The sequence below is a fragment of the Flammeovirga agarivorans genome, assembly GCF_012641475.1.
Lineage (GTDB): Bacteria > Bacteroidota > Bacteroidia > Cytophagales > Flammeovirgaceae > Flammeovirga > Flammeovirga agarivorans.
The window spans coordinates 74,708-95,901 of sequence record NZ_JABAIL010000016.1 but is presented as its reverse complement, the minus strand read 5'-3'; the positions used below and the strand labels follow the sequence as shown (position 1 = coordinate 95,901).

Annotated in this window: 29 protein-coding genes; 18 read left to right on the top strand and 11 right to left on the bottom strand. The window is 34.3% G+C overall.

Annotated features, from left to right (window positions below):
* Nucleotides 1–264: 264 nt before the first annotated feature.
* From HGP29_RS27420 to HGP29_RS27360, 13 genes are all read left to right on the top strand, one after another.
* Nucleotides 265–576 carry a hypothetical protein gene (locus tag HGP29_RS27420; protein WP_168885677.1) on the top strand — a complete coding sequence of 104 codons (312 nt, stop codon included), beginning with the start codon at nt 265–267 and terminating at the stop codon, nt 574–576.
* Nucleotides 577–585: 9 nt separating this feature from the next.
* Nucleotides 586–846 carry a hypothetical protein gene (locus HGP29_RS27415; protein WP_168885676.1) on the top strand — a complete coding sequence of 87 codons (261 nt, stop codon included), beginning with the start codon at nt 586–588 and terminating at the stop codon, nt 844–846.
* Entirely contained in the window at nt 836–1,489 is a 654-nt protein-coding gene (locus tag HGP29_RS27410) for a phage tail tape measure protein (protein ID WP_168885675.1), read from the top strand. The genes HGP29_RS27415 and HGP29_RS27410 overlap by 11 nt, the downstream gene beginning before the upstream one ends.
* 98 nt (nt 1,490–1,587) lie before the next feature.
* Nucleotides 1,588–2,130: a hypothetical protein gene (locus HGP29_RS27405; protein ID WP_168885674.1), complete on the top strand. Its 543-nt coding sequence runs from the start codon at nt 1,588–1,590 to the stop codon at nt 2,128–2,130.
* A 24-nt stretch (nt 2,131–2,154) separates the two neighbouring features.
* A complete protein-coding gene (locus tag HGP29_RS27400) occupies nt 2,155–2,595 on the top strand; it encodes a hypothetical protein (RefSeq protein WP_168885673.1) in 441 nt (146 codons plus the stop codon).
* Between the two features lie 208 nt (nt 2,596–2,803).
* Nucleotides 2,804–3,280 carry a hypothetical protein gene (locus HGP29_RS27395; protein WP_168885672.1) on the top strand — a complete coding sequence of 159 codons (477 nt, stop codon included), beginning with the start codon at nt 2,804–2,806 and terminating at the stop codon, nt 3,278–3,280.
* A 66-nt stretch (nt 3,281–3,346) separates the two neighbouring features.
* A complete protein-coding gene (locus HGP29_RS27390) occupies nt 3,347–4,450 on the top strand; it encodes a 3'-5' exonuclease (protein WP_168885671.1) in 1,104 nt (367 codons plus the stop codon).
* Nucleotides 4,451–4,734: 284 nt separating this feature from the next.
* Nucleotides 4,735–5,037, top strand: a complete 303-nt coding sequence (locus tag HGP29_RS27385; RefSeq protein WP_168885670.1) for a hypothetical protein — start codon at nt 4,735–4,737, stop codon at nt 5,035–5,037.
* Complete coding sequence (locus HGP29_RS27380) at nt 5,019–5,300, top strand: hypothetical protein (protein ID WP_211093436.1); 282 nt, start codon at nt 5,019–5,021, stop codon at nt 5,298–5,300. The genes HGP29_RS27385 and HGP29_RS27380 overlap by 19 nt, the downstream gene beginning before the upstream one ends.
* Nucleotides 5,301–5,324: 24 nt before the next feature.
* On the top strand, nt 5,325–6,059 hold the full coding sequence (locus HGP29_RS27375; protein WP_168885668.1) for a hypothetical protein: 735 nt from the start codon (nt 5,325–5,327) through the stop codon (nt 6,057–6,059).
* Nucleotides 6,060–6,075: 16 nt separating this feature from the next.
* On the top strand, nt 6,076–6,336 hold the full coding sequence (locus HGP29_RS27370) for a hypothetical protein (protein ID WP_168885667.1): 261 nt from the start codon (nt 6,076–6,078) through the stop codon (nt 6,334–6,336).
* A 5-nt stretch (nt 6,337–6,341) separates the two neighbouring features.
* Entirely contained in the window at nt 6,342–6,836 is a 495-nt protein-coding gene (locus HGP29_RS27365; protein WP_168885666.1) for a hypothetical protein, read from the top strand.
* Between the two features lie 45 nt (nt 6,837–6,881).
* The gene (locus tag HGP29_RS27360) at nt 6,882–8,087 is read left to right on the top strand and encodes a tyrosine-type recombinase/integrase (RefSeq protein ID WP_168885665.1); all 1,206 of its coding nucleotides are present in this window, start codon (nt 6,882–6,884) and stop codon (nt 8,085–8,087) included.
* Here the strand turns inward: HGP29_RS27360 and HGP29_RS27355 are convergent, their stop codons facing one another.
* The gene (locus HGP29_RS27355; protein WP_168885664.1) at nt 8,088–10,685 is read right to left on the bottom strand and encodes a CHAT domain-containing protein; all 2,598 of its coding nucleotides are present in this window, start codon (nt 10,683–10,685) and stop codon (nt 8,088–8,090) included.
* 64 nt (nt 10,686–10,749) lie between these two features.
* Nucleotides 10,750–12,057 carry a replication initiation protein gene (locus HGP29_RS27350; protein ID WP_168885663.1) on the bottom strand — a complete coding sequence of 436 codons (1,308 nt, stop codon included), beginning with the start codon at nt 12,055–12,057 and terminating at the stop codon, nt 10,750–10,752.
* 798 nt (nt 12,058–12,855) lie between these two features.
* Between HGP29_RS27350 and HGP29_RS27345 the strand changes: the two genes are divergently transcribed.
* The 3 genes from HGP29_RS27345 to HGP29_RS27335 are packed head-to-tail and all read left to right on the top strand — an operon-like array spanning nt 12,856 to nt 13,838.
* The gene (locus HGP29_RS27345) at nt 12,856–13,113 is read left to right on the top strand and encodes a hypothetical protein (RefSeq protein ID WP_168885662.1); all 258 of its coding nucleotides are present in this window, start codon (nt 12,856–12,858) and stop codon (nt 13,111–13,113) included.
* Nucleotides 13,114–13,116: 3 nt separating this feature from the next.
* Nucleotides 13,117–13,401, top strand: a complete 285-nt coding sequence (locus HGP29_RS27340) for a hypothetical protein (RefSeq protein ID WP_168885661.1) — start codon at nt 13,117–13,119, stop codon at nt 13,399–13,401.
* A 5-nt stretch (nt 13,402–13,406) separates the two neighbouring features.
* Nucleotides 13,407–13,838: a M15 family metallopeptidase gene (locus HGP29_RS27335; RefSeq protein ID WP_168885660.1), complete on the top strand. Its 432-nt coding sequence runs from the start codon at nt 13,407–13,409 to the stop codon at nt 13,836–13,838.
* 41 nt (nt 13,839–13,879) lie between these two features.
* Here HGP29_RS27335 and HGP29_RS27330 read toward each other — a convergent pair whose 3' ends face one another.
* The 9 genes from HGP29_RS27330 to HGP29_RS27290 form a co-directional block, all read right to left on the bottom strand.
* Entirely contained in the window at nt 13,880–14,812 is a 933-nt protein-coding gene (locus HGP29_RS27330) for a DNA cytosine methyltransferase (protein WP_168885659.1), read from the bottom strand.
* 45 nt (nt 14,813–14,857) lie between these two features.
* On the bottom strand, nt 14,858–15,196 hold the full coding sequence (locus tag HGP29_RS27325) for a hypothetical protein (RefSeq protein WP_168885658.1): 339 nt from the start codon (nt 15,194–15,196) through the stop codon (nt 14,858–14,860).
* 58 nt (nt 15,197–15,254) lie between these two features.
* The gene (locus HGP29_RS27320) at nt 15,255–15,848 is read right to left on the bottom strand and encodes a hypothetical protein (RefSeq protein ID WP_168885657.1); all 594 of its coding nucleotides are present in this window, start codon (nt 15,846–15,848) and stop codon (nt 15,255–15,257) included.
* A gap of 537 nt (nt 15,849–16,385) precedes the next feature.
* Complete coding sequence (locus HGP29_RS27315; RefSeq protein ID WP_168885656.1) at nt 16,386–16,589, bottom strand: hypothetical protein; 204 nt, start codon at nt 16,587–16,589, stop codon at nt 16,386–16,388.
* Complete coding sequence (locus HGP29_RS27310; RefSeq protein ID WP_168885655.1) at nt 16,576–16,923, bottom strand: hypothetical protein; 348 nt, start codon at nt 16,921–16,923, stop codon at nt 16,576–16,578. The genes HGP29_RS27315 and HGP29_RS27310 overlap by 14 nt, the downstream gene beginning before the upstream one ends.
* A 155-nt stretch (nt 16,924–17,078) precedes the next feature.
* Complete coding sequence (locus HGP29_RS27305) at nt 17,079–17,306, bottom strand: hypothetical protein (RefSeq protein ID WP_168885654.1); 228 nt, start codon at nt 17,304–17,306, stop codon at nt 17,079–17,081.
* Nucleotides 17,307–17,309: 3 nt separating this feature from the next.
* Entirely contained in the window at nt 17,310–17,477 is a 168-nt protein-coding gene (locus tag HGP29_RS27300; protein ID WP_168885653.1) for a hypothetical protein, read from the bottom strand.
* Between the two features lie 105 nt (nt 17,478–17,582).
* Nucleotides 17,583–17,906, bottom strand: a complete 324-nt coding sequence (locus HGP29_RS27295; protein ID WP_168885652.1) for a hypothetical protein — start codon at nt 17,904–17,906, stop codon at nt 17,583–17,585.
* Nucleotides 17,907–17,992: 86 nt separating this feature from the next.
* Nucleotides 17,993–19,006, bottom strand: coding sequence for a hypothetical protein (locus HGP29_RS27290; RefSeq protein WP_168885651.1), 1,014 nt, complete (start codon nt 19,004–19,006; stop codon nt 17,993–17,995).
* A gap of 232 nt (nt 19,007–19,238) precedes the next feature.
* Here HGP29_RS27290 and HGP29_RS27285 point away from each other — a divergent pair, with 232 nt between their 5' ends.
* On the top strand, nt 19,239–19,556 hold the full coding sequence (locus HGP29_RS27285) for a hypothetical protein (protein ID WP_211093435.1): 318 nt from the start codon (nt 19,239–19,241) through the stop codon (nt 19,554–19,556).
* Between the two features lie 2 nt (nt 19,557–19,558).
* Nucleotides 19,559–21,040 carry a DEAD/DEAH box helicase gene (locus HGP29_RS27280; RefSeq protein WP_168885649.1) on the top strand — a complete coding sequence of 494 codons (1,482 nt, stop codon included), beginning with the start codon at nt 19,559–19,561 and terminating at the stop codon, nt 21,038–21,040.
* Nucleotides 21,041–21,194 lie beyond the last annotated feature (154 nt).

Here is a 21,194-nt window from a genome sequence, read left to right as displayed (position 1 = left end):
CATTCAGAGTCTTTGAAATAACGCATAACGCTTCATATAAGGGCTGTACTTACGGGTGCAGCTTTTTTTTTTACAAAAAACTTTACGGACTGCAATTTTAGGTTGAGATTTACAGTATTAAGGTTATTGATAAAGAAACACAAGGATAAAAGAATAGTTTTTGGGTTTATTATAAATAGAGAGGGATTTTTCCTCTCTTTTTATTTGCCTAAATTTTTATTGTTTACATTTGTATCATTGTTTAATAAATAACCATAAATACAGATGAACGAAATACCCGAATCTATGTTAAAAGTTTCCGCTGATGATATAATTGAAAGGGGAAATGATACTTTTTTTGTACGCATGAGTATTGACATAAATGCTTGGAATATGAAAAAAGACGATATATTTGTTATTAGTAAAGGGAACAAAAATAATCTTAAAGCCGGAGAATTTTTCTTAGGCATTGTAGCTGGTGAATTTAAAGTAATGCAACGAGGCAAAAATGGAATCAATTATAGATTTCCAAATGTCATCGAAAAAAGAGAAACTAGCAGCTGGGGTAAGATTATGTACGGAATACATAAAGTTTAAACTAATACTATGGGACCAATAAAGTCAGAAGATAACATGAATGTCTCTATGGGTAAACTTCTCATTAAGTCTACCAAACACCCCTCTAAATACTTCTGTTTATTTAGGTCTAAGAACTTGATCTATCTAGCATACCGTAATACTTTGATGGAAGCTATGAGGTTAATCTACATGGAGTCCTTGTACTATATAATTAAAGACGGAAAAATAAAGACTTCTAATGAGTCAAAGCAAATTAAACTTAAACAAAAAGCTTACTATGACAACTAAAACTTGCAAATACTGTGATACTGAAATAACAGAACCAAGGGTGCGTATCTGTGCTTCTTGTAAGAGCAGTCGAAGAAAAGAGTATACAGCAAAATACCGCGAAAAAAATAGACAGAAAATTAGGGACTACGCAAGAGAGCAGTATCACCTTAATGCGGACGATCCTGATTTTAGACGAAAAAGGAGAGAGTCCCAGGTGAATTGTATAAACAGATCGGAGGAAAGAAAGCAGTACCTCAAAGAGTACCATAAACAATACGCTAAAAAGAATCGGGAGAAAATAAATGCTTATCAGCGCGACTATCACCAAAGACATTCTGACGACCAAGAGTATAGAGAAAACCGAAAAAAGTCTCAAGAAAAATACATGACAAAGCGTGAGAATAAAGATAAAATAAATGAGCGTACTAATAGCAGATACGCAAATGATGCAGAATTTAAGGAAAGAAAGCTTCTTGCGGGGAAAAAATATAGAGAAAAGAATAAGGATACCGAAGAGTACAAAGCGATGAGAAGGGAGCAAGCTAAAAGGAGACGAGAGAAAGTAAAATCTGATCCAGTATTGCTTGAAAAAGATAGAGCATACAGGAGGGAGTATTACTTAAAAACAAAGTTCAGAAAACTATCGGACAAGTTAATTTGATAGCATAATTATTACATATCGAAATCATTTTGATTACATAATGCTTGTAATATTATTACATGTGTATTACATTTGTAATGCAACTAAATAATAATAAGATGAAAGACGTATCAATATCCGTAAGAGTAAGTCAAGAAGTAAGTGATTTCTTAGAGAAGTACTTTGAGAAAAAAGGAACAGGGGTTTCTAACTTAATTGCTTGGTTTCATAATCACATGACACCTATTATCAACAACCCAGCTGCCGAGGATTCTCAAGAGTTTGGCACTCGTATGTATAAAGTACCCTCACAGCTTCGTGTGTTAGAAAGGTTGAATCAAGTAGCCTTGAATAATCTAAAAGGGAAATTTGAGAAAAATGAACTCTGTGCAATTCTTGATGTAAAAAATGATGGAGGTATGGGTTTAACACACGATCCTGCACATACACTAACAGACATTAGATATATCATTATGGAGATTGAAGATGCTGAAACATACGAAAACCTTGGTGACAAGTGGGAAATCGATGTTAAAAGCCTTTGCAATAAACTAGCTGAATTATCGGCTACAGAAACTTACGCTTTGAACCTTTGGATAACAGATGCTTGGGAGAAAGATAATGTTTTTGAGATGGCTGAAGAGCTTTCAAAAAGTAAATAAGTAGACTTTAAATACGGAATTACTATGATTTTAAAAACAAAAGAACAGGTACTACTTTATGCAGCTAATCAAGACTTGACTATTGACGAGTACGCTACAAGAGAATATCCAAAAGCAACAGGGCCAGGGGGAGAAATCAGTGCGATTACCCTTAGTGACGGCACAAAAATAGGTATTGATATTTCATACGGAGACGTAATAGAAGAAACAGAAACTTTAATGACCGAAGTCCTTAATGCAATTGCAGAGTATCTAATCTTAGAGTATAAAAACATTGAGGGTATTGTTAAAGAATTTTCAATGGAGCAAGAAGAGGATATAATTGGTGATGAAAAGTTTTTGGATTATTTAGGAGAATCGCAGACACTTATCAAGAATATGAGAATTGACGCGACTAGTAATGACGTTGAGGATCATCCTGTACTAGGAGAGGTAAAAAGAGAACTTCAAAACCTTGATAACTAAGAATAGAGATAAGACTTTTTAAAAAGCACTAAATAGAAAGCTAGCTTTAATTAGAACCCCATTTATGCATTGTATAAAGGGGTTTTTTCTTATATTACACCCTATACTTTTTTTCTTTATAAACTGACTTTATCATTAGTTTATAGTTCTAACTATCATAACTTTTACTCAGAGAAGGGGAGCGTAACTTCTTCTTTGCCTTACTACCATGAATTCAAGCAAACATAGTGATGTACAGACTAGACGATGTGATATGTGTAATTCTCCAATCCAAGGCCGAAACAAGTGTTGTGATCCTTGTAAAAAAGAGAAAATAAAAATCTATCAGAAAAAGTACAATGCAGAAAACCGAGAGGTGAGAAACCTTAAAGCTAGGGAGTATTACCAAAAAAATAAGTTTAATCCCGAATACGTTGAAAAGCGAGAATCTTATCAGAAAACTTATTATGCAAAGCAGTCAACAAAAGAGAGATTGCAGGAGTACCATAGAACTCGATATGCTACAGACCCCATCTACCGAGAAAAGCGGAAGGAGGCCAGTAAGCGGTATGATAGTTCTTTGAGTAAAAAGCAGAAAAGAGAACGTAGTATTCGATTTATTGAACGTCTAAAATCAGACCCAAACCGTTATGCGGAATATCTTAAGAAAAGGAGGGAACGATATAGCAAAAAAAGTGCATCTTAAACTTGAACGTATCTAGCTTACGTTCTTTGAGAGTATATTTAAATCAAAATTTAAATATGTGCATCCATGAAATATTTTCTTGTATATCCTGAGTTTAAAAAGGCTCTAAAGTTGGGGACTGACAGTAAAGTAAAAAAAGCGAAAAAGGATTATGATAAAAATCCCGTTAAGTACTTTCCTGCCCTGACTTATGAGCGTAACTTATTCGAACACTATTGTAAGCTCTATTTCTATAGCGCCCAAGAGGTGTATGATCTTGGATTTACAAAATCCTTTAAAGAGAAGTACTTAAAGAGAGATGGAGAAAGGAGCGGTATGGGTGGTTCAACCTTTCATTGCTACTTAAAGTCTAATGTTGAGTCTGTTATCAAAAAGAAGAACTTGACTGAAGCTCTAAAGGATAACCTGGAGAAGAGGGTGAAAAGAAGCGAAAATGGTAGCCGAGCTTGGGAAAAACGTCTATACAAAGAGTATGAGGAGGCGATGAAAGAAACCGCTAAACAGAGAGAATCTTTAGAAAAGAGAAAGGAGGAGGAGTATAAAGAAGCCGAACAAAGTGTAATTAGACAAAAAGAAATTCTCGAGGATTTTCAGTTCAACAGAGAAGCAATAAATAAAGCAGAGTACTTTGTGTTAGAAACTGCTACGACAGGACTTGACGAGTACCCTAATTCAGCATTACAAATTTCACTCATAGACAACAATGGAGTAATACACCTTAACATGTTCACTAAAGCACGGTATGGCTTAAGTGATTGGACGGATGCACAAAGTCTTCATGGTATTACTCCGTCTATGGTGAAAGATAAAGAGTTAGCCAATTCGTATGACTTGGTAGTGAATGAAATCATTAAAGACAAAACACTATACATTTACAATAAGTACTTTGACCTTTATTTTGTAAACATAGATAACCCAGAGAATGTGAGATGTGCTATGACACTATTTTCTGAGGTGTATGGAGAATTGCATGAATTCTATGACGAGTATGTGTATCAAAAATTGTCTACTGCATTTAAGTACTATGGAGGTACTGAAGAGGACTTGAAAGAGATGCTTCAGGAAACAGAAGTAGATGTAGATTCTTATAACAGCCTACATAAATGTTTTATTACACTATTTGTTGTTAAGCATTTAACAAAGGAGACTTCTAAAGAAATAAATCCTTGATTTAATGAAATTTATTAAATGAATATTAATACTTTGATTGTATTTTTAATTTGTATACACTAATTTAGTTTTCACGAATCAAGGGAACCGAATCCCGTGGTTCTAGATTTGTTGATTTCTCCGGAAACGATAGCGTTAACCTGAACATTGGCTTAGGGATATTTCCTTTGACAATCTGAGAAGTCTTCAAGTCGAATTTAAGGAACAGATTAATCTTTAGTTCCTTTTTTTTGTCATAAAAATGTTGTACTTTGTAACTACATACATAGTGACAGTACAACGAAATGAAAATAATTCACAGAAATTCAATAACCACAAGAGCTTCTAAAGTAACTGCTCCAAAATGGATGACAGAAGTATTTCGAGAGCTAAACTTCTCTGAATTAATGTTTGTTGTAGGTGTTGTCTATGGTCTAGACTATAATCAGTTTGTAGAAGAGTCTACTGAATCAACCAAATTATTAAAGATGTATCACTCATTTACGGCAAGAATGGGTGAAGAATTACCCTTTAATTTTGAAGAATCACACACAAATAATTTTAAAAATCTATGCAAACACCTTATCCAATGGAATTCTGGGCATTAGTCGTGTACCAAGTGATTTCCACAATTTACGGCGCATACCTAGTAGAAACGCACTATGAAGAAGGCGTGGGTCCACCAAAAGGGATTCAAATCATTATTTTATCTGTAATTTCTCCAATCCCATTCACTGCTCTAGTTCGAGACATATCTAAACTTTTAAAGAGAAATCACAAGAAAGCTTTGAGAAAAATTAAATCAAATATTAATAGAGATTTCTATGAAGATGATTTTGAGTTTTTGAGAAAGAATAAATTTATAAAATAAAAAGAATTAATATTAAAATTAATCATGGATCTTCTTAAGAATTTTGAACACTTACACAGGAAAAAATACGCGGGAAATATCGACAATTTAGATAAAGCTTTAATAATTTCTCTATTAAGAAAAGGGTTTGAATTTGATAGTTTACAGTCTCTAAAAGAATTTGTATCGGAGAAATGTACACATGTAAAACAGCAACCAAATGAAAGAAGTGGTGTATACTTAACAGACAGAAACGCTTCATCCAACAGCTTTAGTAGAAGTAATCTATTAATGGAATATGACAGTTTTGGGAATGTTTCCTACCCCGTAGGTCTTTCAAAAGTATTTTTAGATAATTATAGTCCAAACTTTTCTCCTAACCGAGAGAAAATAAGTTCTTGTGAAGTTGAATGTCCTGAGTGTAAGGGCATTGGTTGCAACTTTTGTAACCTTGAAGGTAATGTGATTCTTAAGTCGGAGTCTATGTTACATCATCCCGAATTTTTAAACGCAAGAAGTAGGTATAGATCACAACAAAGACAACTAGGTTTTTGTAAAAAACCAAAAAAACTTCCTGCGGGATCGCGAGTTCACTTTAAGCGAGTTGGTGAAGATCGATACCTGACGGGGAAAGTTATTGAACGTAATAAAACAAAGTATTTTGTAAATGATAAATGGCTGGATAAATATGGGGAAGTTAAACCTGTGTTTAAAAGTATCATTTATGATACGGAGTTAGATGATTATCTATACTCTGAATTCAATATACTTATATCTTAATATAAACCTAAAAAACATGGGAATTGTCAATGAAAGAAAGTACGCTTTGGAATGTGTACAACAACTACAACAGTACATCAATTCATTTGAAGGAAATGAAGACGAAATGTATGGTCATGTACTAAAACTATTTTCAAGAATTTGGTCATCAGATGAAGGTATGGCACAACATCTAGCATTAAAGCTTGTGGATAGACATAAGTTAGATGTAATCAACTTCTACCTAGAATTTGACTCTTCAAACGAAGAAATATTCTTACTGTTCTATAAAATGTAAGAGCTATGGAGGTGTATACTAAACCCATTCTTGGAGATACAGTGAGAGTCAGGTATTCTCCAAAAAGTAAGTTTGACCTAACAATTGTAGAATTGTGTGCGAAGCATTGTTGGAAGGTAGTTAGAAAATTTTCCGGTGAAAGGTATTCTATCAGACCTTACCTCTATATGCCCGAATACAAGTTAACTCTTTATGACAGTCATGGAACTCCCCTAAATTGGAGTTTGTACAATGGCTACTCTTCTATAGTGTATAGCTACAATTCAGCCCAAAAAAGGGCGGTACGTGCGATCCGAAATGTTGAGAAAGAAAATCCATCGAGTAAGGTCATTATAGAAGCAAGAGAATTCAATCGTGTGACTGGTGAGGAAGGACGATTAATTTCATTTGATAATTATGTTAGTTTACAGATTACTGAAGAAATTCTCAACGACCACTTTGAGTATTCACTCCAAAACCCTTCGAGAGATTTACTTGATAAAATCGCAATAACTGCATAAGTTATATTTTAGAAAAATAACCTATTACGGAATAAAGTAAGACGAATGTTAGAGAAAAAACAGGATTTATCCACAGCTCATGTCCTTGGAGTCAAACTAGTAGTTCAGATGTACAAGAAATACATTGTCTCATTTGACCTCACAACTGCAGATAAAAATAGGCTGAAAAAGGTTAACAGAAATCTTACTTTATTCCTAAACTACTGCTGTAAGTTTCACGGTGGTGAGGTAGGCCATTTCGATAGATATAGATCTTATTTAAAGCACTTGCATGAGAGTAATGAAATCAGCTCTGGAGAGGTACGACTAAGAAAGCTTGTTGCCAATAATTTCAATACTCATATTAGTGGATATTTATCCTTCCTACGAAGTCGGAACATTACTAGAGTGTCTAACACAAAATACTATGAGAAAGTCTATGACGATCAATTTTCTGCCCCTTTTAGTGCTTACTTAAAGTCACACTCAAAACTCAACAGAGACACCCCTTCAACGGCTAATGCTGTTCGTGTCATTAAACGGTATATGAATGTAAGTGATGGTAATATTAATGCAGATGCTATGTTACTGTGGCTTGATTCTCTGGAGATTGAACCTAGTACATATAACACCTACTTACAGCACCTCAAATCTTTTGCGCGATTTTGCAAGTACCACAATAATTATGTTGAGGATGCAGACAAGATTTTATCAATTCCAAGGAAGGAAGATAGTGAAGATGAAATAAAGAGATTCGCTATAGAAGAAGCACACTTAAAAAAGATGTATGAGGTTGCTGATTTTGAAACACACCTTATTTTAGATCTAGGTTCTAAGATGGGACTTAGAGCTGCTTCTATGGTTTCTATAAGACAAAAAGATATTGACTTTGAAAACAACATTATTCATATAATTGCAAAGGGATATAACAAAAGAAAAAAGTTACCAATCCCACCTCAAATAAAGGGTATTTTGAAAGCACATTGTACAGCAATATCTTCTGATAAAATACTTCCATATTCTTCTAACAATCTTTCTCAAAAGTTTTCTAAATTTTTAGAAGAAAATAACCTAAGAAATTCAACTTTTGATAGTAGAAAAACGATTAGTTTGCACAATTTAAGACACACTTTTGCATACAATAGTATAGAAAAGTTTGGATTACGTAAAACTTCCCTTCTTTTATTGCATAGTTCGATCACAACTACGGAAGAACACTACTTAAAACATAGGTCCCAAGATGATTTAATGAACATTTACCAGGAGGACTAGCTATCCTATGCTTTGTGGCTTTAGTTTTTTCCTTCTGAACATAACTATCGTAGCTAAAAAAGCAATCACAATAAGTAATTCTAGGATGTAAGAGGATTTACTAGAAGAATCTATATTACCAGATATAATTAGGGATCCCCAGAAAATTGGGTTTTGTTTTAAGGTTGGAAACTCTTCAAAGAAGTCAAGCTTTGCTCTTTGTAATGCAACATCTTTGGTATACCCTTTTTTGAGGTTGTCAAAAAATCGGTCAGAGATAAATAGAGATGCTTTATCGTTTACTTTCCAAAGACCCGCTAAAATAGAAGGAGCTTTTGAGTAAGCAAATGCTCTTTGGAAGGACATAATACCTTCACCATCCATGTAGTTACCATTAGCTGAGTAGCAAGAACTAACAGATATGAGAGCATGTTTAGAAAAGTCTAACTCTTCGATTTCTCTGAATGAAAAATTTTCATCTACTGAGTCATTCTTGAAAAGGTGAATCCTAGAATTTCCCTGACTTTTTTGGTCAATTGTCGTGTGTGTAGCAAAGTGTAGAACATTAAAATATGGAGCTTTGGCTAGGATGTTATTCTTTGTTGCCTGTTGATTGATCAAAACCTCTGTAGCTATATTTTTCACCTCCTGTTCAGAAAATATAAGATCCTTGTCTGCGAAGGGAGCAATACCTAAAATAGCCAGATTGCCCGAACTTCTTTCTTCTCTTTGGTAGAGTTCATATTGGTGATGTATCGAGAAGGAATTACTTACGCTATACTTTTCAATCAATCCTGTTCCATCATTTAATGTGAGAATGTCTAGGGGTATTGCAGCATTAATTCGATCTGCCGATACCATCAATCTCCCCTCTCCTTCATTAAAAAATTTGCTTGAAGTAAATATTGTACTTACCCTTTTACGTAAGTCATTAAACCCTTGACTTATGAAGTAGTTGCTTTCAAAAAGAGTAGAAGAGAATTCTTTAATGGCTAATACATCATCCTCTGAAAGCTTCTTTTTTTCTAGTTGAAACTTTCCATTGTAAGTAATTATGTATAGCGTGTTTGAAGGACCCAAATAATAAGAAACATAATCGATCCCCTTTCGGTAAAAGTATTCTTTAAAGTAAGATCGCATAGTTTCAGGATCTAATAGTTTATAACTCTGCACTTGCTTTCTAAATTTAAAGGGATCTTCGCTAAAGAGGTAATCATCAACGGATACCTTTTTCATCATAGACTGTCTTCTATACAGCACTATAGATTTAGTATTTTCAATAATCTCTAATACTTTTAGTAAATAGTCTTCGTCATTTGTTTCCCTATACCTTTCTGAAAAATGTGCAATTAAAACGTCTTGGAACTCTTTTTCTGAGTTTACGGAGTTCAGTAGGTCTTTCTCAAATACCTTATGGTTCTGTGTCTTCTTGAATTCTTCATAGCTTCTCCAATAAAGGGAATCTACGTTTGTAACGGATTTACTATAATACCCTTTATAGTAGTTGACTTGAAAGTGTTCATAATCTTTAATGTGCGATAAGCTATACTTGAATTCATCTATCTTACTTGTATTCAAAGCAAGAGAGTCGAAATAAGATTCATATGGAATATTATTTTCATAGTTAAACTTAATGATTGCCCGAAGTACTCTACCTTTTAGAATGTAGGGTCTAAGGAATTTTGTTCTAATAGCAAAGTTTACTTCATCTAGGGCTTTATGAAGTTCTTCTCCTTCTTTTTCTTTCTCTCCCTCCAATGCATGTAGCTTACTTTTAAGCATCCGACCTCTTGCAAAATAAAAGTTATTCATGTACTCTTCATCTGTACTAAACTCTCTCCAATGCTTATTTTGATACGCTCTTGCTTCCTTTAAGTACTCGTCTACATACTTTGTTGCTTCTGCGTACCTTTTTCTATGAAACTTAAAATTTGCATAGTGGTAGATATAAAGGCATTTGTTTAGGCCACCGACTGAATCATAGTACACAATTGTTTTTTTATACAACTCTTCAGCGGTTTTTTCGGTTAAAGTATCTGTCTCTACAAAAGTGGATATAAAATCCCCATGAGTACTATTTCTATGTTTTGCCAGGTACTTTATTTCTGCATCGGAGAGCTGTTTAGAAAAGTGAAATTCTCGCCTTAAATAGAATAGCCAGGAGAGTCTATTCACTAGATCATCCATAAGGGAGGAATCCTTTCTTACATAAGCAGCTTGAAAATCCGTTATTGCACTATATTCTGCACTATCAAACATCCCTAAATAAATATAGGTACGTATTGTAGATGTTTTATTCCGGTGCGACATGTATCCGTATCTGCTCGTAGAATCAGGACTTAGGTCGAAAAAATACCTGGAATCATGATTTTCTTTTAAAGCTCTTTTATGCTGTAAGAATTCTTTTGAGTATAAGTGATTTAAGAAATAGGAGGCAAAACCTTTCGTTGCAGGATTTTTACCCTGACCTTTAAGTTGCTCAAACCGATCTGCGGAAAGCGTGTAATCCCTTCTTTTAAAAGCAAGGTATCCACTGTCGGCTAGGACGTTATCGTCCCCGCTCAGGAAATTAAAGTTAATTATCTGCAGCAGCGTTGAAATGATAAGTAAAGTCTGCATTAAATAGTTATAGCTTGAAGTGTTTAAAAAATTGAGTGAAGTTTGTTTTGTTCAAAGTTACAAACTATTGAAAACTTGACAAGGTGACTTTTAGCTTCTCAAGCTCTTCTCGTACCTTCGCACTTTTACCCTCATTGTTGTATAAGGACTTTTGAACCAGCTCTAACGCTTTTGTCTCTCCCATTATATCTAAAATGATTTTATAGTTTACTTTTAAATAGTTTAGCCAGACATCTCTAGGCGTGGATTCTTCTACCACAGCCTTTTTAGGTTTATAGTTTTTGATATTTAGTTTACTACTTACTTTAGCATTGATAGTATACCCTTCGGTCACTAGTTCAAGATCTAGGTCCCCTTCATAGAAAGTGTCTAAAAATTCTTGAATAAAAATAGCATCAACCGCTGAAGGGTTAGTTACTTTTACTTTGTGTAATTTTAAATCTTCTCTAAAAAGCTTTAGTGAATAGTTTAGTACTTTCATCCAAGCTGGCGAAAGATCGAGCTTTGCCATCCGGGTAAGGTAGAATGAATTCTCCGACATCCTAGAAGTGATCTCATTGAAGTAAACACTAGATTTTTCAGAGGCGATTTTTCCCATCTTCTGCTCCTCCGAAACTTGCTTTTCTTCAACACCTTGGGAAAACATAAATCCCGTTTCATTAAAACCTGCATGATGACCACTACTGACCGTTTCGAATTTAAACTTGAGGCTTGAAGTAAGTTCATTTTCATTTAACTCTTTGATAGCTTTATCAAGCACTGATCGCTTGAATTCTGCCGAGTTGTTTACATAACTTTTTTTGTTTTGTAAGCCGAAATACCCTAATAACTGCGATTTTCTAAAGTATACAGGTTCCCCTTTATCGAACTTGTACTTAAACCTTGAAAGTATTTCATAAAGTCTTTTGGTGTAAGCTCCATTAAGATTCAGTAGTACTTCTAAACTTAACGTGGTAAAATGGTCGGCTAATTCTAAAAGATGCTTCCTTGCCTTTGAGGTGACCTCCGCAGTAATCTTAACTCTGCGTTTTCCTTCCTCTTGCATTCTAACTGATTCTAGTATGTTTATGATTTCTTCATCACGCTCTCCCTTCACTGAGTTGTGAGTGATCCTTATATCAATCTTCGAGAACTTTAGTAGTTCATCATAAATTCGTCTTGAAGAAAGTGAATTAGAAGCACTTCCTCTCAGCTCCTTTACTTCTTGGGCTTCGAATTGATACTGTGTACCAGCTACATCTTTATCTGTCATTTTTGATAAAAGAATGTAGAATAAATCACGTTGTATTGCTGTAGATTCAAAACTGCCTAGTAATAGTTGATTACTCTGCGCACCTCGCTTTTTAGGTAAGGTGTAAGTCTTTTTGTTCATAAAATATTTGTGTGGGTTTTTCTGTATTTGCCGTAAGCAAATATAAGTTCTATACATGTATAATGCAATAGAGGTTTACATAAAAATGAACTCAAATAAACTATGTATAAAATATGAGGTATTTACATAGTACTAGTATGGGTAAATTGGGATTAAAACTTCAATACTATGTAAAAGAGTGTATCCTTCCCACACTAATTTTTATATATTTTAACACTATAAATAAATATAGGCACTTATTCACAGGGTAAAGTGCAAAAACAGGGCGATATAATACAAATTGTGTTTTTTTCATCCCAAATTCCCCATAGTTTTTACTAGTTCCCCCAAATTCACCACAAGTATATCCCAATTCTCCCATAAATTTATCCCGAATTACCCACACATTACCCCCGAATTACCCATACATTTATCCCAAATCTCCCACAATCACTTTTTGAAAAAACGCTTAAAATAGGGGTTTAAAAAACTGACAATATGATTGTTATGCTCAATAGCGCAATTGTTGGATCTATAATAATACTATAATAAACTATAATCTATTAATAATACTAACTATAAGAGTAGGTAGATTTTTTATCTTTTAAGGATCGCTTTGCTCTTTCTCTTTCCTATCTTCTGTATTCTTTCAAATAAATTTACCACAGTCGGACAGGTGAAAGTTTACTCTTTCAATCTATTTTTTATTTTTTCAAAAAAGTTGCGCTAAAAAAGTAGCTAGTAGCTTGACGGTCTACATTATCCTACACACCTTTGAATTAGTTAAGGTCAAATACTATAAATATGCGCTTGATAAAAATGCTACTATGTACGCTCCTACTCTTTGTAGTTGGGGTTAGTACATTCGCTTCTGACTTAAAGGATTCTGTGAGTTCTTCTATGACAGGAGTTTCAGACGAGTTGTTCAACCAGATTCTTGCATTGTCGCCTTGGACAGTTGCGGTCATGGTACTCATTTATGGATTAAACTATTTGTTTAAACATACAGTCGGAAAGGGTAAATCTATACCATCTGTGATTTTACTCTACGCCAAGGGCTTCTTTTCCAAAGAATAGTAGATGTTGAAGGAGAAATACATCTCAATATTTGCTATTATCATTTCAATCATTGCTCCGATTACAACAGGGTATTTGGGATACTCAAGAGCCCTTGCTGTAATGAAAACTGAAATCGAGGATATTCAGGCAGACGTTCTAGACTTAAAAGCTCAGGATTCTTTAATACGATTAGAGATTAAGGAAGCTGAAAATAGTCTTGAGCAAAAAAAGGCGGATAAAACGGTAGTAGCAATGCTGGTCACTCAGCTAAACAGGATAGAAACCAAGATTGACAATCTAAAGTAACTCTTATGTACATTTTCGGAGAAACTTCCAATAAGCGAAGAGCAGGTGTAGACAGCTTACTAATTGAACTTACCGACAGAGCGTTAGCTATGATGTACCGTAAAGGGCATTGTGATATGACTATTCCACTTTGGGGAGGTAAACGTTCGGCTGAAGAACAGTTTAAAATTTTCCAACAGGGAAATAGTGAATTAGATGGGTATGAAGATAAAAGCTATCATCAATCAGGGCTTGCGATAGATGTTATTCCTTACGTAAATGGTAAGGGAACATATAAGTTTATTGAAGGTTTCTTCGATTTTGCTCAATGCATGTTTACGGTCTGGGCCAATATGGTAGCAGAAGGGAAAACCGGAAGTTATGTACTCGAATGGGGTGGCTTCTGGGGATCAACGGGATGGGATAAACCACATTGGCAATTAGTTAAAAAAACATAGATTCACAATACAATAATTTTGTTCCAACTAACCTCTTAGACCTAGTTTAAGAGGTTTTTTAGTATACTTTTCACAACAGGTACGCATACTGCATTCCCAAATTGTTTGTATGCTTGAGACTCTTTTTTGTCAATAATGAAATGCTCAGGGAAGCCTTGCAGTCTTGCACACTCTCTTGTAGTCAACCTTCTCACTGAATTTCCTATTAGGTACAGCCCTGTTTTTGCACCAACACCTCCCCCAGACGCGGATAAGGTGATAGCTTGTCCGGTTGCATCGTAGATTCTTTCCCCCTGTCCTCCTTTATTGACAATCCCTATTTGACGGGGTTTTTCTATAACTGAATTGCCTAGAGTTAAGCTGCTAGCTGAAAATAGATAGTCCTCTCTTTTGATCCCTTTTTCATGTAAATTTTCTACAACATCAAGCACGGACTTGTATCCCAATTTTTTCGGGAAGCTAAATTTCTTTGTAGAAATATCCTTTCGAATACCTACAAAATATACCCGCTCTCTTGCCTGTCCTGTTTTAAATTCAGATGCATTAATCAGCTTTGTGAATACTTTGTACCCAAGGCCCTCTAAGGTGTTGATGATCGTATTAAATGTTTTCCCTTTATCATGCGTGATGATATTCTTTACATTTTCTAGTAAAAAAAATTTCGGGCTATGGTGTTCTAAAATCCTTGTAATCTCAAAGAATAGATTTCCCCTAGTATCCTCAAATCCTTTTTGTTTACCAGAGACGGAGAAGGATTGACAAGGGAATCCCGCACATAAAAGATCATGTGTTGGAATTTTACTTGCATGAATTTTAGTAATATCTCCCGCAGGTTCTAGTTGATGATTTTCTTTATATATCGTTGCTGCATGGGAGTCAATTTCTGAAGCAAAAACACACTCATGCCCCAGCTCTTTGAGGGCTTGGTGAAACCCTCCGATTCCTGAAAAAAGGTCTATAAATTTAATGCTCATAGTTAGTTTAGGTAATTGTGCAATGTATTTATTTAATGTTAGCAACTACTTTCTGTTGGTTAATATCCTTAATCCCATTACAGCACGTTGCGAAATTTTACCTTTATCTATTGAATCTAATAACTTGCCAACACATTCTTCTAAATCTTTATGATATTGATAGTTGTAACTATCATAGTTGCTAACAATATCTATATCCAATGCTTTGTTTTCGCTCGTAGTGGCTTCATTCGCTTGCAGTATATTCAATAGTTGCTCAGGTGTCATTTTAATAACATCTAGCAATTCATCAGTACCAAACTTACCACCATTAGAGGTAAATGTTAGCTTTATCATTCCATTAGGAAAAGTCTCAGGTGTTACGCTTATTTTATAGTCGCTCATTATTTCATTATTTAATTCCGCTTTGCTCCACATTTCATATACTAATCGTTAGCCACAATTACTTTCTGAAATCAGTTTCTATCCATTTCTCAACTTCTTGTATTTCTTTCTGCGTATTGCGTTTTGTATATTGACAAATAGCTGATAAAAGTAATTCTTTTCTGCATTCATTTATGTTTTCAGAATATTCTTCAATTGCTTCTTTAGTATTTATCAATTCTATTAAGGAGTTTACCTTTTCTTCTAATAGATGTTTTTCTCTTATTAATCGCTCTAAATCCGCGCTATGAATTTCCATAACGCCCCTACCAAATTCGGTTATATCATCAATTAAAGCTGAATCAGATTTTAAAGTGTGATTTTCATTCATTTCATCTAAACTTTCTTGAATTTGTTCCCACAGATTCTTGTATTGGTCATGCTCTTCTTTAGCTTTAGCAAGTTCTGAACTATCACTAGCAGTATCTAATTGCCCTTTTAGTTTTCTAACTTTACCCTGTTTGGCTTCGTACAACTGTCCGTTGTACTTAAACTCAAAACCCGAATCTCTCATACAAATGTCAAGAAGTTCTTTGTTGTCAGACTCTAATCCTATACTAGAATAAACCTCTTTTAGTATTATTTCTCCGTTCTTATTAGTTTCTATTTTCATGTAAAAAACAAATTTTTATACTCAATACTAACTACAATTATGTCCAAAACCCCCCCTTTTCTTTACAGGTTAAGTGTCTATCTCTACAGTGTGTGTATTCAAAAACACATAAGCTACATTGGACTCGTTGATAAGGTTTCCCCTCATAGGATTTCTGTAACTCCTTTTCGTCTTTAGTTAAATCCCACATGGTATGTTTTTGGGTCTTGTCTAACTTTACTCTTCCTTGCATGGTCTATAAAATTTACCTAAACTTTTTTATAACTTAAATACCCAAGCTAATTACATATTACCAGAGTATCGCATCCCCCTCTTTTACCGCTGTAGTTTTACACTCACCGCAATAATACTTTCCATCACTAGCTGAATGGACAAAGCACCAATTACCACACCCATTGCATTGAAGTCTATTACTCCAACTCCCGCGTATTAGTATTTTACCCTCTTTTTCACAAACCCATCGATGCGTATCAGTTGATAGGTTATTATCTAATACACTAGATTTATTAGCTGTATTATCTTTTTTATCCATAGCATTTAATCGACTAGTATAGCTGTTTTTAGTTGTTCTTGAACTTTTTCGTAGTTCAATTTCTTATGAAATAAGTCAGCTTCTTTAAATGTTCTGAATGCAATCTCCCCGCTTTTTCGTAGAATATTTTTATATCTACCTCTGAATTTGAATTGCATCTGAGGAACGTACCTTCCCGCACTCTCTTTATTTACCCTAAACACTTTCATTTTCAACCATCCTTAAAGTCATCTTTGAAAGCAACATCTGCCTTTGCAAAATTTTAATTCTTTTCTCTGTTCGTTTTTTTAAATTGAACATTGCTTTATTTTTTTCTGTAAAGGCAAAAAGATTAACACCCTCTTTTGGGACCCATTTTTTATTGAAGAAGTAAACTCCAGATGTGAAGGTTATTCCATCGTCTTTCTTATAGGGCTTAATCCAATATCCCTTATCTGTTTCTGTGATCACCTCAAACTCGCTGAGGATAGGTTTAGAAATATCCGGAAAACCAAATTCAGAATTCAGGACATTTCCTTGGGTGTATCTGTAAAGCTTTATCATATTCAATTTCTAAAACGTAGTTTATAAATCTCTTGAATCTCGGTTTCGGTTAATTGGTTAGGGTGTCTTTCAGTAGTATTTCTATTCTGACTTGTCAGCCATTGAATTCCACCATACCAGGTATTTATTTTTTTGCATTGCTCCACGTTAAAGACTTAAGGTTTCATCCCAAGTAGTTTACATATTGTAACATCATGGTACTTTAAAATTTCGGAGAGCTGCTTTATTTGTTCCTCCTCATTGTGAGTAAGATTAAGTAGCTGTTTTGCAACTAACTTTCTATTTTCTAAGACAGCTTTTAAACGGAGAGTTACTTGTTCTACATCGAGATTTGCAGCTATACTCAATCGAGATAGGTTACTGCTTAATAGTTCTTCAATCATAGCTTAATCTATTTCAATTTGTAGGTAATTAGTCACCTCCAACTCAAAATCTGACAATGGATTATCTAGACTTATTGAAGCAATCGCTCCCAAGTTGTATTCAATCCACTCTCGAAACTGCTCTTCTGTGCAAGGTACAGGTGGGCTTATGTTAAAACTTACCTTCTTCATCTTATTAGTTTTTGATTAGTAAGGGATCAGAAAATTTCTGAAAGGTTTAAAACCTTGTAGTGACTACTCCCTTACTGATAGATTTATTCTGACTATTTATTAATTCTATGTACAATACTTCCAAGACAGAACTTTTTCCCCATCGTCAAAGGTTTTACTTCCTGCGTAAGAATTCCATCCCGACTCTGAGTAATAGACAACCTCATAATACTCTGAGGTTCCTAAGCTGGAGAGATGCGATATTTTCGCAAGCACGGGTATTAACTCACTAGGAGTTTGTAGATCTACTTGTATGAAGTTGTCCTGTCTTCCCAAAGCGAATGCTTTCTCCATCGCTTTTAGGATCAATTTTGTAGTTTCAGGGCTTTCTTGATAGGCTATATCTGTACCCCAAAGACTACCAAGTATGTTTAGAAATTCGTTTTCCATTCTTATGAATTATTACATTTCAAGATAACTATAATAATCTTCAAATCCAATAAAAAAGGAGAGTAATTACACTCTCCTATTACTTTTTATGAGGCTACAAATTTCTTTGCTCTTGCTATTGTTCGTGGGTTTGTTTTGTGCTTTTCCATCAGTGTTTTATTGTGTGTTATTCCCTTTCTCAAATCATTGACTATAGAGATTACTTTTGCAGATTCATTTTGTAAGGAAACTTCCCCTACTGTTGGCATTCGTTCAGGATCCGGCTCCAGAGGTTCTTCATCCAACTCTTTACCAAATTTTTCTTCAAAGATCAATTCTTCAGCAGACTTGTATTTGTAGTAAACTCGGAACCAATTTGATGTTGCTATAAAGAGATCAATAAGCAGTGCTATTATAGCAAACATTATTATAGATTCTGTTAGGTCGTTTTTAGAATCACTTATAAGAACTTTATTAGTTTCTGTAAGCTCCTGTAAGGATTTTTCATGTTTTTGTTGAAGGTCAGAAATTCGTTTTTGGAAGGCGTTAGAGGTTTTTATAGATCTTGAGTTTAGACCAAATTTTTTCTTTCCATTATCGTCTTTACCAAAGTATACGGTATTTGCTTCTACGAACTTTTCATACTCAGTCTGCAATCTTCGTCTTTCATGCATTTGTTTTTCAGCAAGAGCTAGTCTTTTTGTGTTTAGATTTTCAACAAACTCCTTATGTTTTACATCGGTATCTTTCTTTAGGTCGATAGCTCCAAAAAAGCTTGCAGCAATTGACATGCAGAGTAGGGTAGAGGCTAATACACCGATGGCGGTTGTATCTGTTTTTCTATAAAAACTTTTAAAGAAATACGTGATACTCTTACCTTTTAAGAATTCGATAAATACTGCAAATAGAATAGAAAGTACAGCTGCAAATATTGGGGATTCGAAAGGCATGCGTGTTGTCAGATAATACGCAGCTAACGAAAAGGAGAATAGAGGAAATACATAAGTTGCAATGCTGGATGCATTGTAGATAGGGCGATAGAGCAGATCAAAGGGTACAGATTGGAATTCTTTTTTGTATTCATTTAACCTTACTGACCTTTTTTTATTCAACAAGTCCATATCAAACGTTTTTAAGTTTAACCAAATAGTATAGCAAATATATACTTTTTTGTTATAGATGCTTATAAAAAGTAAAGGATATGGAACTTTTAGTGATATTTTTTATAAAAAAAGAACTATAAAAGTCTTGTTACTATTTGTAAATAATTACAAAATGTTAGTAATTGTAAGACATTAAATTAAATTTAAAAACTAACATGAGAAGATGAATTCTTGTTCATACAAATTCTACGTGGCACACTTTAACCAGGAACTAGAAGTGTTTTCCACAAAAAAAGAAGCTGAAAAGTGGGTGAATGCTCACAAAAAACTTACCGACAGAAACCTACGAAGTTTGACTAGAAGCGGAGTGGATGAATTACCCCTTCCTTTAAAAAAACAAGGAATCTTAGATGCTATAAGATCAGTGACAAACCAACTAAAACAATGTCAACCCAACCTTAGTACTTCTAATTTTGTAAGTTTATCCGAAAGCGAAACAATGTTGAAAAAACGAGCAGAAGTTCGTAAATTGAACATTGAACAAAATTTTAGCAAAAAAAGGGAGTGAATATGTTGAGTTATGTTAAGTCATCAATCTACGTGAATTATGATGAGAGTTTAGTGGAGGAGCTTTCGCAAACCGTGAAAGACTATACTTCATTTAAAGTTCGTCAGAATTTCATCGATCTGGAGGATCATATGCTAGTACCGAGAGGGCTGAGGCATAGGTTTTCAAATCAAATAGATTTCGACTTGACAAAATCTGTTCATGCATCATACAATTTTACCGCTACTCTTCGAAGTAACCAAGAACCTCCCTTAGCGAAACTGCTTAAATCATATCGTACAAAAACAGACTTAATACTTGTTGCCGAGTGTGGTTTTGGTAAAACTGTTTCAGCATGTTATACGATCTCAAAGCTACAGCAAAAGACACTTATATTAGTTCCTAAAGTACAGCTTGCCGATCAATTTTTAGATTCAATAAATACGTTTCTAGGAGAAGGAGTAGGCATTATAGCTAGTACAAAACTTTTAGCTAGTAAAAAAAATACAATTAACTCAATAGTTGAAGCCTATGATATTGTTGTGATGACCTATGATCTTTTTGAGAGTAGATTTAATCCGAAAGATACCTGGGTAAACTCATTTGGGTTAGTTGTATTTGATGAAATGCACCGAACAGGGTGTGAGACACTACTTCCATCCTTCTTTAAGCTTCCAATGAAGTATCGATTAGGACTAACTGCTACTCTAAGAAGGTCTGACGGGATGGAGGAGCAAATTATTAAACATTTTCAGGATGTAATTATTACTGAAGGCAGACCTGAATCTGAAAAGGCTACACTACACACATTTACCCCAAAGAATAAGGTTGTTTTTGCAGGTAAATTCAGTAAGGATTTTGTAAGTCAGGTAGAGAACTTTAATATCCCAGGTATCCACACCTACAAAGAAAATATTATCTATTGTTCTAACGATGAAGAAAGCATAAGAAGTGAGAATGATGAATCACTAGGGACAGAAGAGCTACTATCGTTGAATAAGATATTTCAAAAAAGATTAGAATACGTACATTTAGAGACTGCGATGGGATCCTTTGAGGAAAGGAATAATGAGTTTCTAGAATTAATCAGGAAAAAACATACTGAAGGAAGGGCTATATTAGTCCTTGGTAAAAGGATAGCTCAATTAGAGGCTTTGTTTAATCAGGTGTCAGAACTTGACCCAATACTGCTAACATCTAAGACGTATAAGAAAATTAAGGAATCACCACGATTACAGGAGCAGTTAGAAAAGGAAGCCAGAATTATTTTTGGGATAGATACAATTGCTTCTGAAGGTTTAGATATACCACGGCTTGATACCTTAATCTTTTTGTCTGTTGTTGGAGATCCAGAGCAGGCGGGAGGAAGAATACTAAGGAAATATAGTAATAAAAAGGAACCTGAAATTTGGATACCTATAGGGGAAAATGATTTACATACAGGAATGTACTACAAGTCATTAAAATACTTACCAAAGGTAGCAAAGACAGGTAAGTATAATTAGGTAATTTTCTAAGGATTTAATCTGTAAATAATCTTATTGTAAATAGTAATAGTAGAATTTAAGCTAGGAATTATATATCTTGCTCTCGTTACTATAATAATAAAAGCATTATTTGATCATAATACGTTTTTTTAAAGTAACATTGGTGTGAGAG

Excerpts from the sequence above, each read along its gene's own strand:
- HGP29_RS27420 (WP_168885677.1), top strand. The coding sequence starts at position 265 with ATGAACGAAATACCCGAATCTATGTTAAAAGTTTCCGCTGATGATATA.
- HGP29_RS27415 (WP_168885676.1), top strand. The coding sequence starts at position 586 with ATGGGACCAATAAAGTCAGAAGATAACATGAATGTCTCTATGGGTAAA.
- HGP29_RS27410 (WP_168885675.1), top strand. The coding sequence starts at position 836 with ATGACAACTAAAACTTGCAAATACTGTGATACTGAAATAACAGAACCA.
- HGP29_RS27405 (WP_168885674.1), top strand. The coding sequence starts at position 1,588 with ATGAAAGACGTATCAATATCCGTAAGAGTAAGTCAAGAAGTAAGTGAT.
- HGP29_RS27400 (WP_168885673.1), top strand. The coding sequence starts at position 2,155 with ATGATTTTAAAAACAAAAGAACAGGTACTACTTTATGCAGCTAATCAA.
- HGP29_RS27395 (WP_168885672.1), top strand. The coding sequence starts at position 2,804 with ATGAATTCAAGCAAACATAGTGATGTACAGACTAGACGATGTGATATG.
- HGP29_RS27390 (WP_168885671.1), top strand. The coding sequence starts at position 3,347 with ATGAAATATTTTCTTGTATATCCTGAGTTTAAAAAGGCTCTAAAGTTG.
- HGP29_RS27385 (WP_168885670.1), top strand. The coding sequence starts at position 4,735 with ATGAAAATAATTCACAGAAATTCAATAACCACAAGAGCTTCTAAAGTA.
- HGP29_RS27380 (WP_211093436.1), top strand. The coding sequence starts at position 5,019 with ATGGAATTCTGGGCATTAGTCGTGTACCAAGTGATTTCCACAATTTAC.
- HGP29_RS27375 (WP_168885668.1), top strand. The coding sequence starts at position 5,325 with ATGGATCTTCTTAAGAATTTTGAACACTTACACAGGAAAAAATACGCG.
- HGP29_RS27370 (WP_168885667.1), top strand. The coding sequence starts at position 6,076 with ATGGGAATTGTCAATGAAAGAAAGTACGCTTTGGAATGTGTACAACAA.
- HGP29_RS27365 (WP_168885666.1), top strand. The coding sequence starts at position 6,342 with ATGGAGGTGTATACTAAACCCATTCTTGGAGATACAGTGAGAGTCAGG.
- HGP29_RS27360 (WP_168885665.1), top strand. The coding sequence starts at position 6,882 with ATGTTAGAGAAAAAACAGGATTTATCCACAGCTCATGTCCTTGGAGTC.
- HGP29_RS27355 (WP_168885664.1), bottom strand. The coding sequence starts at position 10,685 with ATGCAGACTTTACTTATCATTTCAACGCTGCTGCAGATAATTAACTTT.
- HGP29_RS27350 (WP_168885663.1), bottom strand. The coding sequence starts at position 12,057 with ATGAACAAAAAGACTTACACCTTACCTAAAAAGCGAGGTGCGCAGAGT.
- HGP29_RS27345 (WP_168885662.1), top strand. The coding sequence starts at position 12,856 with ATGCTACTATGTACGCTCCTACTCTTTGTAGTTGGGGTTAGTACATTC.
- HGP29_RS27340 (WP_168885661.1), top strand. The coding sequence starts at position 13,117 with ATGTTGAAGGAGAAATACATCTCAATATTTGCTATTATCATTTCAATC.
- HGP29_RS27335 (WP_168885660.1), top strand. The coding sequence starts at position 13,407 with ATGTACATTTTCGGAGAAACTTCCAATAAGCGAAGAGCAGGTGTAGAC.
- HGP29_RS27330 (WP_168885659.1), bottom strand. The coding sequence starts at position 14,812 with ATGAGCATTAAATTTATAGACCTTTTTTCAGGAATCGGAGGGTTTCAC.
- HGP29_RS27325 (WP_168885658.1), bottom strand. The coding sequence starts at position 15,196 with ATGAGCGACTATAAAATAAGCGTAACACCTGAGACTTTTCCTAATGGA.
- HGP29_RS27320 (WP_168885657.1), bottom strand. The coding sequence starts at position 15,848 with ATGAAAATAGAAACTAATAAGAACGGAGAAATAATACTAAAAGAGGTT.
- HGP29_RS27315 (WP_168885656.1), bottom strand. The coding sequence starts at position 16,589 with ATGAAAGTGTTTAGGGTAAATAAAGAGAGTGCGGGAAGGTACGTTCCT.
- HGP29_RS27310 (WP_168885655.1), bottom strand. The coding sequence starts at position 16,923 with ATGATAAAGCTTTACAGATACACCCAAGGAAATGTCCTGAATTCTGAA.
- HGP29_RS27305 (WP_168885654.1), bottom strand. The coding sequence starts at position 17,306 with ATGATTGAAGAACTATTAAGCAGTAACCTATCTCGATTGAGTATAGCT.
- HGP29_RS27300 (WP_168885653.1), bottom strand. The coding sequence starts at position 17,477 with ATGAAGAAGGTAAGTTTTAACATAAGCCCACCTGTACCTTGCACAGAA.
- HGP29_RS27295 (WP_168885652.1), bottom strand. The coding sequence starts at position 17,906 with ATGGAAAACGAATTTCTAAACATACTTGGTAGTCTTTGGGGTACAGAT.
- HGP29_RS27290 (WP_168885651.1), bottom strand. The coding sequence starts at position 19,006 with ATGGACTTGTTGAATAAAAAAAGGTCAGTAAGGTTAAATGAATACAAA.
- HGP29_RS27280 (WP_168885649.1), top strand. The coding sequence starts at position 19,559 with ATGTTGAGTTATGTTAAGTCATCAATCTACGTGAATTATGATGAGAGT.